The 15,672-nt window shown below is 62.3% G+C and carries 15 protein-coding genes; 3 read left to right on the top strand and 12 right to left on the bottom strand.

Going from position 1 to position 15,672, the window contains the following annotated elements; genetic code table 11:
- The first annotated feature begins 96 nt into the window (after window positions 1–96).
- The gene (locus QTL56_RS01345) at window positions 97–570 is read left to right on the top strand and encodes an Lrp/AsnC family transcriptional regulator (protein ID WP_245137566.1); all 474 of its coding nucleotides are present in this window, start codon (window positions 97–99) and stop codon (window positions 568–570) included.
- A gap of 55 nt (window positions 571–625) precedes the next feature.
- On the opposite strand, the gene QTL56_RS01350 is transcribed toward QTL56_RS01345, so the two are convergent.
- The gene (locus QTL56_RS01350) at window positions 626–1,852 is read right to left on the bottom strand and encodes an MFS transporter (protein ID WP_245137565.1); all 1,227 of its coding nucleotides are present in this window, start codon (window positions 1,850–1,852) and stop codon (window positions 626–628) included.
- A 247-nt stretch (window positions 1,853–2,099) separates the two neighbouring features.
- Between QTL56_RS01350 and QTL56_RS01355 the strand changes: the two genes are divergently transcribed.
- Complete coding sequence (locus tag QTL56_RS01355) at window positions 2,100–3,011, top strand: diacylglycerol/lipid kinase family protein (RefSeq protein WP_245137564.1); 912 nt, start codon at window positions 2,100–2,102, stop codon at window positions 3,009–3,011.
- Window positions 3,012–3,048: 37 nt separating this feature from the next.
- On the opposite strand, the gene QTL56_RS01360 is transcribed toward QTL56_RS01355, so the two are convergent.
- The 5 genes from QTL56_RS01360 to QTL56_RS01380 all read right to left on the bottom strand — a co-directional run bounded on the left by QTL56_RS01360 (window position 3,049) and on the right by QTL56_RS01380 (window position 9,979).
- Window positions 3,049–4,656, bottom strand: coding sequence for an ABC transporter ATP-binding protein (locus QTL56_RS01360; protein WP_245137563.1), 1,608 nt, complete (start codon window positions 4,654–4,656; stop codon window positions 3,049–3,051).
- 2 nt (window positions 4,657–4,658) lie between these two features.
- Window positions 4,659–5,783, bottom strand: a complete 1,125-nt coding sequence (locus QTL56_RS01365) for an ABC transporter permease (RefSeq protein ID WP_245137562.1) — start codon at window positions 5,781–5,783, stop codon at window positions 4,659–4,661.
- Complete coding sequence (oppB, locus tag QTL56_RS01370; RefSeq protein WP_229576502.1) at window positions 5,776–6,699, bottom strand: oligopeptide ABC transporter permease OppB; 924 nt, start codon at window positions 6,697–6,699, stop codon at window positions 5,776–5,778. The genes QTL56_RS01365 and oppB overlap by 8 nt, the downstream gene beginning before the upstream one ends.
- A 64-nt stretch (window positions 6,700–6,763) precedes the next feature.
- On the bottom strand, window positions 6,764–8,362 hold the full coding sequence (locus tag QTL56_RS01375; protein ID WP_229576501.1) for a peptide ABC transporter substrate-binding protein: 1,599 nt from the start codon (window positions 8,360–8,362) through the stop codon (window positions 6,764–6,766).
- Between the two features lie 258 nt (window positions 8,363–8,620).
- Complete coding sequence (locus QTL56_RS01380) at window positions 8,621–9,979, bottom strand: glutamine synthetase family protein (RefSeq protein WP_245137561.1); 1,359 nt, start codon at window positions 9,977–9,979, stop codon at window positions 8,621–8,623.
- Between the two features lie 191 nt (window positions 9,980–10,170).
- Between QTL56_RS01380 and QTL56_RS01385 the strand changes: the two genes are divergently transcribed.
- Window positions 10,171–11,544 (top strand): aspartate aminotransferase family protein, encoded by a 1,374-nt coding sequence (locus QTL56_RS01385; protein WP_245137560.1) that lies wholly within the window; start codon window positions 10,171–10,173, stop codon window positions 11,542–11,544.
- Here QTL56_RS01385 and QTL56_RS01390 read toward each other — a convergent pair whose 3' ends face one another.
- From QTL56_RS01390 to QTL56_RS01415, 6 genes are all read right to left on the bottom strand, one after another.
- Complete coding sequence (locus QTL56_RS01390; RefSeq protein WP_245137559.1) at window positions 11,545–12,771, bottom strand: RNA polymerase sigma factor; 1,227 nt, start codon at window positions 12,769–12,771, stop codon at window positions 11,545–11,547.
- Between the two features lie 9 nt (window positions 12,772–12,780).
- On the bottom strand, window positions 12,781–13,143 hold the full coding sequence (locus QTL56_RS01395) for a YciI family protein (RefSeq protein ID WP_245137558.1): 363 nt from the start codon (window positions 13,141–13,143) through the stop codon (window positions 12,781–12,783).
- Complete coding sequence (locus tag QTL56_RS01400; protein WP_245137557.1) at window positions 13,143–13,529, bottom strand: YciI family protein; 387 nt, start codon at window positions 13,527–13,529, stop codon at window positions 13,143–13,145. Before QTL56_RS01400 ends, QTL56_RS01395 begins: the two co-directional genes overlap by 1 nt.
- A 354-nt stretch (window positions 13,530–13,883) precedes the next feature.
- Window positions 13,884–14,657 carry an SDR family NAD(P)-dependent oxidoreductase gene (locus QTL56_RS01405; protein ID WP_245137556.1) on the bottom strand — a complete coding sequence of 258 codons (774 nt, stop codon included), beginning with the start codon at window positions 14,655–14,657 and terminating at the stop codon, window positions 13,884–13,886.
- 88 nt (window positions 14,658–14,745) lie between these two features.
- Entirely contained in the window at window positions 14,746–15,033 is a 288-nt protein-coding gene (locus QTL56_RS01410) for a DUF2218 domain-containing protein (RefSeq protein ID WP_245137555.1), read from the bottom strand.
- Window positions 15,034–15,035: 2 nt separating this feature from the next.
- On the bottom strand, window positions 15,036–15,632 hold the full coding sequence (locus QTL56_RS01415) for a PadR family transcriptional regulator (protein WP_245137554.1): 597 nt from the start codon (window positions 15,630–15,632) through the stop codon (window positions 15,036–15,038).
- Between the last annotated feature and the right edge of the window lie 40 nt (window positions 15,633–15,672).

The following is a 15,672-nucleotide window of genomic DNA, read 5'->3' on the forward strand; positions in this document are numbered from 1 at the left end:
CTACGGCTGCCGATCAGGCATGTCCTTGCCATTTTTGCCCCGTGGCGATAGGAAAATGGCAGAATTCGTCAATTATTTCTCCGAAAATGATCACTTATGCCAAAGCTGGACAAATTCGACCATGCCATCCTGGGGCTGCTCCAGGACGATGCACGCACCACCAATGTCGAGATCGCCGACAAGGTTGGGCTTTCGCAATCGCCGTGCCTGAGGCGGATTCGCCAGATGGAGGAGAGCGGCATCATCAGGGGATACCGTGCCGATCTTGATCGCCGAGCGCTCGGGCTCGAACTCACCGTCTTTGTGGCCTTCAAGGTGGCCCGGCACACCCGGGAAAATGCGGACACGCTGCAACAGGCCCTGCTCGACATTCCAGAAGTGGTCGCCTGCTACATGACATCGGGCGAGTCGGATTTCCTGGCGGAGGTCGTTGTTGAAAACCTATCCGCCTATGAGGCACTCTTGACCGAGCGGCTTCTCGTCCTGCCGAATGTCACCGACATCCGGTCGAACTTTGCCATCCGGAGCATCAAGACCGGGGCGCCGCTGAAGCTTCCCGCGCGATCCTGATGGCAGGATGGAAAGCGCCGCATCACCGACCCAGGTTTGCTTGAGGAAGAGGCACTCAGGCCCGTGCCGGCTTCTTTTCGAGCGCCACCGAAATCACGAAGATGATCAGGCCGAAGGCCGAGAGAACAGCGCCGACATAGCCGGTGGCGCCGTAACCATAGCCTGCCGCGATGACCAGACCGCCGAGCCATGCTCCAAGCGCATTGGCGATGTTGAAGGCAGAATGGTTGGTTGCGGCGGCGAGCGTCTGGGCGTCGGCTGCGACATCCATCAGCCGCGTCTGAACGGCCGGGCAGGCGGCAAAACCGCAGCCTGTCAGGAAGACGCAGACACACAGCATGACGGGATTGTGCGCTGTCAGCGAGAAGACGGTCATCAGCACGATATTGAAGGCGAGCATGCCGCCGATCGTGCCCTTCAGCGAATAGTCCGCCATCCGGCTGCCGACTATGTTGCCGACATTCATCCCGATTCCGAAAAGGGCGAGAACCACGGCAACCATGCTGGCCGGGAGGCCGGCCGTATCGGTCACGGTCTTCGCAATATAGCTGAAGATCGCGAACATGCCGCCGAAGCCGACGGCGGCGACACCGAAAGACAGCCAGACCTGCAGGCGACCAAAGGCCGACAATTCCCGGCGAATGCTCGCACCTTCGGCCACTTCGTCCTTCGGCAGGTAAAGCGCAATCAGCGCCACGGTGATCGCGCCGATTGCAGCCACCATCAGGAATGCGGCCCGCCAACTCATTATCTGGCCGAAAAACGTAGCGATCGGCGTGCCGATCAGGGTGGCAATGGTGAGACCCAGCATCACGCGCCCGACGGCCCGCACCCGACGATGCGGTGGGGCCATGGATGCAGCCACCAGGGCTGCCACGCCAAAATAGGCGCCGTGGGGCAGGCCCGTGACGAAGCGAAGCAGCGTAAAGGCCGAGAATTCGGTAGCAAGGGCGCTGGCGAAATTGCCGATGGCGAAGAGACCCATCAGCATCAGAAGCAGCGTCTTGCGCGGTAGCTTGGCGGCCAGCGCCGCGATGATCGGTGCGCCGATGACAACGCCCAGCGCATAGGCGCTGATCACATGGCCGGCCTGGGGGACAGTCACGCCATAGGTCTGAGCGACCTCCGGCAGCAGGCCCATGATGACAAATTCGCCGGTGCCGATCCCGAATCCACCGGCGGCGAGCGCCAGTTCGATGAGAAGCACGGTCGCGGCGGTCGGCGCATGTGGCTCACGCCTGTCCGTTTCGAGAAGCTGTCCAAGCGGCGAACAATCGGTCATGCAAATACCCTGCGCGCCGGCGCGGAACACGTGGCGCAAATGCTTCTCGAAGAAGCGGCTATGGAAGAAAGGCCCGAAAGCCGGCTGAAATGGGAATCGTTGCGTATCATATCGATCTGCGCTGCGGCAAAGGCTTTTGGCGCAAACCTTGAAAATGGCTGAAACGCTATTGATCTGTGCTCCAGAGAAACTTTTCACAGGCCGGGGCGTTTAGCGCTCTGGCCTGTTCAGGCCGCGAAAGGGCGAGATGAAGATCAAGGCAGTACTCAATCGCGACGGTGGTACATTCAAGACCACCGACATGAAGACCTATTGCGAGAAGGCCATCCATGCCTTTGCCGCAAGGGGGCATGAGCTCGACTGCACGGTGGTGGCCGGCGACGAAATCGTCGAGGCGCTGGATCGAGCCGCCGAAACGCCAGGGATCGAGGCCATGCTCGCCGGGGGAGGAGACGGAACCATTTCGACCGCGGCGGCCGTCGCCTGGAAGGCGAAACTGCCGCTCGGCGTCATCCCGGCAGGCACGATGAACCTCTTTGCCCGGTCGCTGACGCTGCCGCTCGACATCTGGAAGGTGCTCGACGTGCTCGCCAGTGCCCAGATCGCCGATGTCGACATCTCGACCGCCAATGGCCGCCCCTTCGTCCACCAGTTTTCCGCCGGCCTGCATGCCCGGATGGTGCGCATGCGCAACCAGATGGATTTCGCCTCCCGTCTCGGCAAGATGCGGGCGAGCACAAGTGCTGCCTTCGGCGTCATGCTCGATCCGCCTCGCTTCGACGTCGTCTTCGACATCGATGGGGACGGCAATTGCGAGGAGCGCCCGGTCTCGGCGATCTCGGTCTCCAACAACCCCCTGGGCAACAATTCGCTGTTCTTCGCGGACCGGGTGGATACGGGCAAGCTTGGCGTCTATGTCGCCGATCCGCTTGAGCCGACCGGCGTGGGCAAGCTCGCCTTTGACATCATCAGAGGCAAGTTCAAGGAGAATGACGCCGTGACGGCATCCACGGCGCAGAAAATCCTTCTGCATTTCCCGAAGCACCGCAAGGGAGCGGCCTGCGTGCTGGACGGCGAACTGCTTCGCATGCCCGCCGACGTGGAGATCAAGATCCATGCCGCAGCACTGAAAGTCCTCAAACCTCAGCCGGAGGCCTGAGGGAAGGGCGCCCGGAACAGCCCGGGCGCCCATGCTCTCAATGGCTGAAGGCCGCCGCGATCAAGTCGCGCGTGTAGTCTTCCCGCGGGCGTTCAAAGATCTCATCGGTCGCGCCCTGTTCGACAATCTTGCCATTCTTCATGACGATCACATGGTCCGACATCGCCTTGATGACCGAAAGGTCGTGGCTGATGAAGACATAGGACAGGCCATGCTTGTCCTGGAGGTCGCGCAGTAGCTCGATCACCTGGCGCTGGACCGAACGATCGAGTGCGGAGGTCGGCTCGTCGAGGATCACCACCTTCGGCTTCAGGATCATCGAGCGGGCAATCGCGATGCGCTGCCGCTGGCCACCCGAAAACTCGTGCGGATAGCGATTGCGCGCCGCCGGATCGAGGCCGACTTCCTTGAGGGCCGCGATGGCGCGGGCGTCCCGCTCGGCCCGGCTGAGCTGGGGCTCATGCACATAGAGGCCTTCGGTGATGATTTCGCCGACCGTCTGGCGCGGCGAGAGCGAGCCGTAGGGGTCCTGGAACACCAATTGCAGCTGTTTGCGGAAGGGGCGCATGCCGGCCCGGTCGAGGCTGGTGATGTCAGCCGTCTCGAAGCGGAAGGCGCCATCGGCTGCAAGCAGCTTGAGCAGAGCCCGTCCGAGTGTCGACTTGCCTGAACCGGATTCGCCGACAATGCCAATCGTCTGCCCCTGACGGAGCCGGACGCTGACCTGATCGACCGCCCGGAAGGTGCGGTTGGGGCGCAGGAACCCACCGCTGCCGATGTCGAAGTCGACAGTCACGTTGCGCCCTTCCAGAACCACCGGGGCATCGTCTGCCGGGGCAGGCTTGGTACCTGTCGGTTCGGCGGCGAGCAGCATTTTCGTGTATTCATGCTGGGCATTGCCGAAGATCGCGTCGCGGCTCCCGGTCTCGACGATCTCGCCCTTGCGCATGACGGCGACCCGATCGGCGACATGCCTGACCACGCCGAGATCGTGGGTGATCAGGACGATCGCCATGCCGAAACGCTTCTGCAGGTCGGCGAGTAGATCGAGGATCTGCGCCTGGATGGTGACGTCGAGTGCGGTCGTCGGTTCGTCCGCGATCAGCACGTCCGGCTCGTTGGCCAAGGCCATGGCGATCATGACACGCTGCCGCTGGCCGCCTGACATTTCGTGCGGATAGCTGTCTATGCGGCGCTCGGGATCGGGGATGCCGACCAGTTTCAGGAGCTCCAGGACGCGGGCACGCGCTTCCGTCTTGCTCATGCCCCGATGATGGATCAGCGGTTCTGATATCTGCTTGCCGATCCGGTAAAGCGGGTCGAGCGAAGTCATCGGCTCCTGGAAGATCATGGTAATCTTCGCGCCACGCACCTGATTGAGCTCGCGCAGCGGGAGGCCGACAAGGTTCTTGCCACCATAGACAGCCGTGCCACTGACATCGCCGTTCTTGGCGAGCAGGCCCATGATGCCCATCATCGTCTGGCTCTTGCCGGAGCCGCTTTCGCCAACGATAGCGAGAGTTTCGCCCTTCTTCACCGAAAAGCTGATGCCCTTGACCGCCTCGACTGTCCCGTCGGGTGTCGCGAACGTCACCTTGAGGCTGGAAACGTCGAGCACGGTTTCATTGTGTGTCTTGTTGTCCATGCTCATCGGTCCTTCGGATCCAGTGCATCCCGCAGGCCGTCGCCCACGAAATTCAGCGAAAACAGTGTCGTCACGAAGAAGATCGCCGGGAAGATCAGAAGCCAGGGTGCGTTCTGCATGCTGGCAGCCCCTTCCGAGATCAGCGTGCCCCAGCTGGCGAGCGGCGCCTGAACACCAAGGCCGAGGAAGGACAGGAAGCTTTCGAGCAGGATGACCTTCGGCACGATGACGGTGACGAAGACGATGACCGGGCCGATCGTGTTCGGGATGATGTGGCGGCGGATGATCTGCCAGTCGGTCAGGCCCAGGGCTTCTGCAGCACCAACGAATTCACGGCGCTTGAGGGACAGGGTCTGGCCGCGCACGATACGGGCCATTTCCAGCCATTCCACCGCCCCGATCACCAGAAAGATCAGGATCACCGATCGCCCGAAGAAGACCACGAGCACGACGACCAGAAAGACGAAGGGCAGTGAGTAGAGGATCTCGACGATACGCATCATGATGTTGTCGACGCGCCCCCCGAGATAACCCGAGGTCGCGCCATAGATGACGCCGATCCCGAGCGAGACGAGGCTGGCGGCCAGGCCGACGGCAAGCGAGATTTGCCCGCCGAGCATGACGCGGACCAGAAGGTCGCGGCCGTTCGAATCCGTTCCGAAGGGGAAATAGGCCTGATCCACATTGCCGGAGACGGTGATGGTGCGACCGTCCGCCGATTGCTCGACGACTTCCGAATTCTTGAATTCGTTGTTGCGGTCGAAGTAGCGGATGGTGCGAGGATCGATTTCCGCATCCGCGCTGATCACGGCGGTGAAGAGACCATCCTCGACCGAAAAGCGGTCGAGGGTCACTCTTGCCCGCTGGGCAACACTTTCGGCAACTTCCTGCAGGGTCTCGGGGTCGGGCCGCGGCGAGAGGCTTGGCGGCACGCTGACATAGGACGAAAAGACCTGGTCGTAGCTGTGCGGCACAAAGAGCGGGCCGGCAAAGGAGAACAGCGTGATGAAGACCAGAAGCACGCAGCCGGTGATGGCGGCCTTGTTGCGGCGGAAGCGCATCAGGGCGAGCTGAGCCAGGCTGCGCCCGGTGATTTCGACTTGAGGAGAAAGAGCGGTATCAGTCATTGCGAACCCTCGGATCGAGCAGGCCATAGGCGATGTCGACCAACAGGTTGAAGACGATCACGAACACGGCAACGAGGATGACGGTGCCCATGACGAGGGGATAGTCGCGGTTGAGCGCGCCGAGCACGAAGTAGCGGCCGACACCGGGGATGGTGAAGATGGTCTCGACAACGGCCGAGCCGGTGAGCAGAGCCGCAGCGCAGGGCGCGAGATATGAGACGATCGGCAGCATTGCGCCGCGCATGGCATGGGTGACGACCACGACACGCGAGGGCAGGCCATAGGCGCGTGCCGTGCGGATATGATCGGTGTGCAGGGCCTCGATCATCGCGCCGCGGGTGAGGCGGGCAAAGACGGCGAGCTGCGGCAGCGCCAGCGCCGTGACCGGCAGGATGAGATAGCGCAGCGAGCCATCGCCCCAGCTGCCGGCCGGCAGCCAGTTGAGGATCACCGCAAAGACAAGCGTGAGCACCGGACCGACGACGAAATTGGGAATGGTCACGCCGATCGTTGCGAAGGACATGACCGCGAAGTCGATCGTGCTGTTTTGCCGGAGCGCTGCGACCGTGCCGAGCAGGACGCCGCCGATCAGCGCGACCAGAATGGCGATGCCGCCGAGCTGGATCGAATAGGGCAGGGCCTTGCCCATCAGCTCCGAAACGGTGTTGTCCTTGTAGATGAAGCTCGGCCCGAGGTCGCCGGTGACGGCATTGCCGATATAGCTCAGATACTGGCTGATCAGCGGCTGGTCGAGCTTGTAGGTGGCCATGATGTTGGCCATCGTCTGGGGCGGCAGGGGCCGTTCCAGATTGAAGGGACCGCCGGGCGCAAAGCGCATCAGAAAGAATGAAATGGTGACGACGATGAAGATCGTCGGGACGGCACTCATCAGCCGCCGGAGTACGAAGGATGTCATGTCCTGCTCCTGAGAGGACGACGCGCGGCCAAGGAGCCGTGCGTCGTCCGGTCACGTGACGAGATTATTCAGCGACGCGAAGGAAGCGGCTGAGATGCTCGTTGGCGGCATTGTCCTGCCAGCCGCTGACGCGGTCGGAGACCAGCCACAGATTGGCCGTGCTCATCAGCGGGGCGATGGGCTGGTCACGCATCAGGATGACTTCGGCATCATGCATGATCTTCTTGCGGGCTTCGGCATCCCCTTCGGCGTAGGACTTGGCCATCAGCGCGTCGAATTCCGGATTGTTGTACTTGCCGTAGTTGAACGAGGTGTTGGTCGAGACGTTGAGGGCGAGGAAGTTTTCCGCGTCTGCGTAGTCCGAGACCCAACCGGCGCGGGCGACATTGAAGGCGCCGCCTTCCTGCAGATAGGCATAGTGCGAGGCGACGTCGAGATTGGTCATCGTGACGCTGGCTCCGAACGTGTTCTTCCACATGTCGGCGACAGCCGTCGCGACACGCTCGTGGTTCGGGTTGGTGTTGTAGCGGATCTCGATGGCAAGCGGCTTGCCGCCGTCACCATAGCCGGCTTCCTTCATCAGTTCGATCGCCTTGTCTTCACGGTCGAGCTGCGACATTTCGGCGAAATCGGCCTTCGCCGCCTCGTAGCCGCCCAGACCATCCGGAACGAGCGAATAGGTCGGCAGCTGCGCACCGGAGTAGATTTCCTCGGCGAGGAAGTCGCGATCGACGGCCATGGAAAGCGCCTGGCGCACGCGCACGTCGCTATAGGGCTCCTGGCGGGTGTCGAAGACGTAGTAGTAGGTCGAGGCGGATGGCGAAACGTGAACCTGCTCGCCGTAGCTTTCCTTCAGGCGGTCGATCTGGTCGGCCGAGAAGTTGTAGACGAGGTCCATTTCCTTGGCTTCGAAACGGCGCACCGAGGCGGCCTGATCGTCGATCGGGTAGAACACGACCTTGTCGATCTGAGTGTTGGCGGCATCCCAGTGGTGTTCGTTCTTGAGCACGACGAGGTTGTCGTTCGGCACATGGCTTTCCAGCTTGTAGGCGCCGTTCGACACCATCACGCCCGGCTTGACGAAGTCCTTGCCGTTCTTTTCGAGGCTGGCCTTGGAAACGGGAAGGGCAGTCTGGTGGGCGAGCAATTCGAGGAAGAACGGAGTTGCGCGCTCAAGCGTGATTTCCAGCGTCTTGGCATCGACGGCCTTCGCGCCGATCTCTTCCAGCTTCGCTTCACCCGTGTTGGCCTTTTCGGCATTCTTGATCGGGTAGAGGATGTTGGCGTATTTGGCTGCGGTTTCCGGGTTCTGGACACGCTGGATCGAGAAAACGAAATCCTCGGCGGTCACCGGCGAACCGTCGGACCAGTTGGCGTTTTCGCGGATCTTGAAGGTGTAGACCGTGCCGTCATCGGAGATGGTCCAGCTTTCCGCCGCGCCCGGAACGATCTCGCCCTTGGCGTCGTAGATGGTCAGACCTTCATAGAGATCCTTCAGAATGAAGGCTTCGATATCGATCGATGTATTGGCCTGGTCAAGCGTCTGCGGCTCGCCCGAATTGCCACGGTGAAGTACGACTTCGGCCAGCGCCTGGCTTGCGCCAAACATCAGCGAGGTCAGAAGGAGAGAGGTGCCGAGCAGCCGGCGCGTCTGTATGGACATTATTTGAACTCCCAGTTCACGTTAACGGAAATGGACAGAAGGATATTCCCGCCGGGGTAGCAAGCCGCATTTTTCTCGCCACCCCAATTTTGGGGAGGATCTGCGGTCGGCCGCCTGTGACTTGGACCGAAGATTTCGCTTGCAGGTTTGACGGCGACATAAAATTATCGCGTCATTTTTCGTGCAGAATACGACACGGGCGGCTTGAGAGCCGCCCGTGTCAGAATATCGATCGTCTTTGTGAGATTGGATCGAAAATCAGATCCGCGGCAGATAGGTCTGGTAATCGAAACTCGACACGGTGCGCAGATAGGCCATCGCCTCCTTGCGCTTGGTGTCGCCATAGATGCGCTGATATTCTGCCCCGAAGACGTCACTGATAAACGCCGACGAACGGAAGCGCTCGACGGCGGTGAGGAAATCGTAAGTGAGCATGTCGGGGTTTTCAGGCGCGCTATCCGGCGTCGTGACCTGGCCGGGATCGAGATCCTCTTCAAGGCCCAGCAGGATGCCGCCGAGGATGGCGGCAAGCAGCAGATGCGGATTGGCGTCCGCACCGGCGACACGATGTTCGATACGGGCGGCCGGGCCATCCTTGTCCGGAATGCGGATCGCCGTGCCGCGATTGCCAAAACCCCAGTCGATCTTGTCGGGGGCAAAGGAGCCCGGTTGGAAGCGGCGATAGGAATTGGCAAAGGGTGCGAAGATCAGCTGCGCATCCTGCATGCTCTTCAGCATGCCGGCGGTGATCGACTTCAGCTTCACCGGATCGCCACCCTTGGCGTCGAGGATATTGCGGCCCTGACCGTCGATGATCGAGGCATGCACATGCATCCCGGAGCCTGCATGATCGCCATAGGGCTTGGCCATGCAGGTGGCCTTGAAGCCGTGCCGGCGCGCGGCAAAGTCGACGACGCGCTTCAGATAGATGCAATCGTCGGCCGCCGCCATCGCATCCGGCTTGTGCAGGAGATTGACCTCGAATTGCCCGGGGCCGAATTCCGCTGTCGTCGCGTCCGCCGGCAGACCCATCTCGTCGCAGTATCCGCGCACGGTGTCGAGGAAGTCTTCCATGGCAGCGGTCGCGCGCATGTCATAGAGCTGGTAGCCCTCGACCTCGCCATTCATGACCAGCGCCTTGGGCGGCATCGGCACGCCGGTCTCGCGAAAGTCCGGCTCCATGACGTAGAATTCGAGTTCGGTCGCAACCACCGGTGTCAGGCCCTTCTCCTCGAAGCGCTTCATCACATTGGCGAGGATCGCACGCGGGCAGACGAAATGCGGCTCGCCGGAGAGCGTGTGCATGGTGGCAAGCACCTGCTTGGAGCCGGCTGGCCCCCAGGGCAGCGTGGTCAGCGAGTTCCTGTCCGGGGTGCAAATGCCATCGGGGTCGCCGAGCGTCAGCGAGATCTTGGTGATGTCGTCATTGTCGTCGCCCCAGATGTCGAGCGACTGGGTCGAGGCCGGCAGGCGCACCGTGTTCTTCCAGACCTTGTCCTCGGCCTTCAGCGGGATCATCTTGCCGCGCAAGTCGCCGTTCATGCCGACGAGCAGCACCTCGATGCGCGCGGAAGGGTCGGCTGCGGTCTGATCGGCGGCCTCGGTCGGTGCTGTCATGGGAAAACTCTCGTTGGCTAAGGGGCGGATTTGGCCGGAGGAACGCGGCAATCGGTGCCTTGCCAAACGCGTTTTGGACGGTCATGTTCGTAGCCGATAATGTTCCGCCTTTCAATGCGGGGCAAGGCAGGCACGCGGACCAAGTTTGGCCGCGAAAGCAACAGCTTCCGCCCCGGTCAAGGATCCGACCCATGAACAAGCCGCTTACCGCCGTCTCCAATCTCGGTGCCATCGACGCTGCCCATCACCTTCATCCCTTCTCGGACATGAAGAAGCTGAACGCATCAGGCACCAAGATCATCACCCGGGCGGAAGGCGTGCATATATGGGATTCGACCGGCAAGCAGTATCTTGATGCCTTTGCCGGCCTGTGGTGCGTCAATGTCGGTTATGGTCGCAAGTCGATCGCAGACGTGGTTCACGCCCAGATGCTGGAGCTGCCCTACTACAACACCTTCTTTGGCACCACGACGCCGCCGACCACGCTGCTTGCCCAGAAGATCGCCGAAAAGACCGGGCCGAAGCTGAACCGCGTCTTCTTCTCCAATTCCGGATCGGAAGCCTCCGACACCTGGTTCCGCATGGCGCGCGTCTACTGGAAGGCGCTCGGCCACGAGACCAAGACGCAGGTGATCGCCCGCAAGAATGCCTATCACGGCTCGACGGTGGCAGGCGCCTCTCTCGGCGGCATGACCTGGATGCATGAGCAGGGCAACCTGCCGATCGAAGGCATTCACCACATCAACCAGCCCTATTGGTATGCCGAAGGCGGGGATCTTTCTCCGGAGGACTTCGGTCTGAAGGTCGCCCGCGAGCTGGAGGAGAAGATCCTCGAACTCGGCGAAGAGAATGTCGCAGCCTTCGTCGCTGAACCGATCCAGGGGGCCGGCGGCGTCATCGTCCCGCCCTCGACCTACTGGCCGGAAATCAAGCGGATCTGCGCCAAGTACCAGATCCTGCTCGTCGCCGACGAAGTCATCTCGGGCTTCGGTCGTCTGGGTTCGTGGTTCGGCCACCAGTATTTCGATTTCGAGCCGGACCTCGCCCCGATCGCCAAGGGTCTGTCATCAGGCTATCTGCCGATCGGCGGCGTGCTGGTCTCCGACCGGGTGGCCGAAGTCATGGTCAACGAGCTCGGCGACTTCTATCACGGCTACACCTATTCCGGTCACCCGGTGGCGGCGGCAGCAGCCCTTGAAAACATCCGCATCATCGAGGAGGAAGGCCTGGTCGAGCGTGTGCGCGACGATACCGGCCCCTATCTCGCGCAGGCACTCGCCTCGCTCACCGACCACGAACTGGTCGGCGAAGCCGTCAGCGTCGGCCTTATGGGCGCCGTCCAGATTGCTGCCGACAAGGCGACCCGCCGCCGCTTCAAGAAGCCTGATGACACGGGGACGGGCGTGCGCAACCAGTGCGTCAATGCCGGCGTCGTGCTGCGCGCCACGGGCGACCGCATGCTCTTTTCGCCGCCGCTGATCATCTCGCGTTCCGAGATCGACCAGGCGGTCGATACGCTGCGATCAGGGCTCGACTGGCTGAAGGACAATCGCGGCGAGGGCTGATCAGCCGGATGCATTCAGCGCACGCAAGCGCGCTTCGATGAAGGCGACCTCATGCGCCTGGGCCGTCAGCTCCTGGGCGGCCTTGTAGCGCTGTCGCGCCTCTTCCACGCGGCCCAGGCGTCGCAGCAGGTCGGCAGCAACGCTGTGGGCCAAAGAATAGCGCTGCATCAAGGGGTCGGCGAGCAGGGTTTCGACCTGCAGGAGGCCGGCGGAAGGTCCTTCGACTTCGGCCAGTGCCACCGCCCGATTGAGCCGGACCACGGGTGAGGGAGATGCCTCGAGCAGCAGGTCATAGAGGCTGACGATGCGCCGCCAATCGGTGTCTGCCATGCTGGGGGACAGTGCGTGACACAGCGCAATCGATGCCTGCAGACCGTAAGCGCCAATCTCTCCGGCCGCGTGGATGCGGCATAGGAGCGCCTCGCCTTCCGCGATCAGGCTGCGGTCCCAGAGGTCGCGGTCTTGGTCTGCAAGCAGGACAAGGTCTCCGCGCGCGTCGAGCCTGGCATGCCGTCGCGACTGCTGGATCAGCATCAGCGCGAGAAGCCCGAGGGCCTCTGCATCCGGCAACATCGAGGCGACGAGCCGACCGAGATGGATGGCGTCCTCACACAGCCGCTCGGCGGCGCCCGCCCGCATGTGTCCCTCGTTGAACAGCAGGTAGATGACCGCGAGAACCGTTTCCAGGCGGCCTTCGAGCGCCTGCCCCTCCGGCACCGTGTAGGGGATGCGCTGGTCGCGAATGCGAGCCTTGGCCCGCACGATGCGCTGGGCGATCGTGGCCGGCAGGCCCAGAAAGGCTCGGGCGATCTCTTCCGTCGTCAGGCCGCAGACCTCCCGCAGGGCGAGCGCGATGCGTGCCTCTTCCGGTAGGGCCGGGTGGCAGCAGGTGAAGATCAGCCGCAACATGTCGTCATCGATCGTCACGGGCTCATCCTCCGCCTGTTGCGCGAGATCGGAGAGATAGGCGATGTCTTGCTGGTGACGGTCGAGCAAAGCGCGCTTGCGCAGCCGGTCGATGGTCCGGAATCGACCGGCCGAGACCAGCCATGACACCGGGTTGCGCGGCATGCCCTTGGTCGGCCATTCCCGGGATGCTTCCAGGAAGGCGTCGTGCAGGGCTTCTTCGGCGAGGTCGAAACTGCCGAGCAGCCGGATCAGCGCGGCACGGATGCGTGGCGCCGACTGCCGGTAGACGGTCTCGATCTGCTGCGCCGGATCCTGCACGGGCTTCCCTCAGGCTCCGTCCAGCACGAGCGTCCGCACCGGCCGGACCTCCACCACGCTGTGTTGCAGTGATGGAATGGCCGACGCGATCCGGATCGCTTCATCGAGATCCCGGGCTTCGAGCAGGTAGAAGCCTCCGATATGCTCCCGGCTTTCGGCAAAGGGACCGTCATGCACCGTGATGCCCTTGGCCGAGCGCCGGATTGTCATCGCGCGTTCGGGTTCCTCCAGCGCTTCCGACACGATGTGGTGGCCAGATGCGATAATGCTCTCGTCGAAGGTGAAATGCTCGGCGACGATCCGACGGTGGTCGGCCTCGGAAATTGCCGCGATCTCCTGCGGATTGGTATGGATGAAGCAGACGAAACGCATCAGGAAGCCTCCTCGACCATGGCGGGTTCGTCATGTTCGGGAATATGGCACAAGGCCCGGACTTCGATACTGCCATAGCGGGCGATCGGGACCTGGCTTGCGAGCTGGGTGGCTTCGGCAAAGTCGCGCGCCTCGATCAGCAGGAAACCGCCGAGATGTTCGCGGCTTTCCGTGAAAGGCCCGTCGGTCGTCGTGAGCTGGCCCTGGCGGACCCTCAGGGTGAGCGCCGTATCGGGTGAGGCCAGAGGGGAGGCGAGCAGAAGATGACCGCGTTCGGCGAGCTCGCGGTCATAGGCCAGCGATTGTCGATCGAGCTCGCGGTGTTCCAGGGGGCTCAAGGCCGCCATAACCTGCTCGTCGAGCCAGACCTGACACAGATATTTCATGCAGAAATCCTCCCGGTTTTCCGCCGGATGGTGGCGGATACCAGCCTTGTCGATTTCATCATCGCGAAATCGACAATGGAGCGCACGAAAAAAATCCGGCAGCTCTGTCGATTGGACAGGCGACCGGCCGACCAGGGGCACACGCTGACTGGAGGATGCCATGCATGTCGTCGAAGCCGCCCTGTTCGAAGCCCTGACCCAAAGCCGGAGACCTGCAAGGCCGGCCGTTGATCCGCAGCGCGTCAAACCCTCAGGAGACCCGCGAAACCCTTTGCCCTTGTCGATGCTTTCGCGCATGACAGCCCGGGTGACGGGTCTGGCGAACCGCCTCCGTCATCCGGGTGGTCATCGGGTTCAAGGCATGAGCTGACCGCCATTGACGTCGATCGTCTGGCCGGTGATGTAGCCCGACAGCATTGGCGAGGCGAGAAAGAGATAGGCGCCAACGCAGTCATCAGGCGTGCCGGTGCGCTTCAGGGGTACACTGCCAGCGACCTGGTCGAGCTGGCCGGGCAGCGCAAACTTGTCCTGGAAGGGCGTCACGATGACACCGGGTGCCACCGCATTGACGCGGATATCGTATTTCCCGATTTCCAGCGCCATGCCCTTGGTGATGGCGCCGACAAATGCCTTCGAGGAGCCATAGACACCGGAACCCGCCGTGCCACCGGTGCGGGCCGAGATTGATGTCGTGTTGATGACGAAGCCGCCCTGTTTCTTCAGATGCACAATCGCTGCTTGCGTGGTGGATAGCACGGAGCGGGCGTTCACATCCATCACCTTGTCGTATTGGGCGTCCGTCATGTCCTCGTAGAGCACGCGGCCGATCATGCTGCCTGCATTGTTGATCACCCCGTCGAGCCGGCCGAAGGCCTTGGCGACATGAGCGACCGCCTCGGCCATGGCTTCGGAAGATGCAGCATCGGCCTTGACCAGCACGACGCTGCCGCCGGCCGCGTCAATGTCGCGGGCGATCGCATGAGCGGCTTCCGCATTGGAGTTGTAGTGCAACCCGACCAGCGCGCCCTGAGCGGCGAAGGCCCGAGCCAGCGCCTCACCGATACCACTCGACGCACCGGTGATGAGCACGGCCTTGCCGGCGAGATCAGGAATTGTAAGTGTTGTCATGGCGGTTTCCTCCTGTTGTCGGACAAGTTTAGACCGGCCTTGCGCCGCTTTGGCAAGGCCGGTTTTGTCGCCGATGACACGATGCGTATCAGACGGTGCGCCACTCGAAGGGCAGCGGCGCCTCGCGGAAGGCGAAGCGGTCGAGATGGCTCGAAACCACGCCCTTCATCCTCTCCAGCACCTCGGGCGAGTTTGCCTCGATCTCGACAGTGAGTGCCTGGTCATCCGAGGTCATCACGGCCGTCGCCTCGGGAAACGAGACCACGCCCTTCTGTTCGCCCAGTTCGACCTCCAGCTTGTGCGCCCAGTGCTTGCAGAGCTGCTGTAGATATTTCCAGCCGCTATCGGTCGGAACCACTGCAATAGTCTTCACCATGATCAGAGCCTTTCAATCTTGCCGACCGCCTCATCGAGAATGCGGGCGACGTCCAGTTGGGTCTCGCGGGTCGTGCCTTCGCGAGACAGACAGTCGTGCAGCGCCTGTTTCAGATTGCCCATCGCGCGGCGGACGGGAGCCGTGTCCGTGCGTTCACTTACCTTGGCAAGTGCGGTCAGTCGCCCCATGGCGACGGCCAGCTCATCGGCGCGGTCCGTAAGGTGCTGACGGCCGGCTTCTGTAATGGTCATCAGCTTGCGCGGTCCATCGCTTTCGACTTCCTCCGCAAGGTCCATGTCGAGAAGCAGCGTCATCGTCGGATAGACGACACCCGGCGAGGGCGCATAGGCGCCGCCGGAGAGGCTCTCGATCTCGCGGATCAGGTCGTAACCGTGGCGTGGCTGGTCTTCGATCAGCTTCAACAGCACGAGCCGAAGCTCGCCGCCTTCGAACATCCGCCGCCGTTCGCCGCCACGGCCACGCGGGCCACCGCCCATCGGGCCACCAAACGGTCCGCCATGGCGCATGGCATGCATGGCTTCGCGAAAGGCGAGATAGGGATTGCCGCGCTCGCCGCGGCCGGAATGACACTGTTTCATGATGGTTCTCTCTCAATTGCAATTGCATCTAAGATATATC

This window comes from Peteryoungia algae (assembly GCF_030369675.1).
In the GTDB taxonomy this organism is placed as follows: Bacteria; Pseudomonadota; Alphaproteobacteria; order Rhizobiales; family Rhizobiaceae; genus Allorhizobium; species Allorhizobium algae.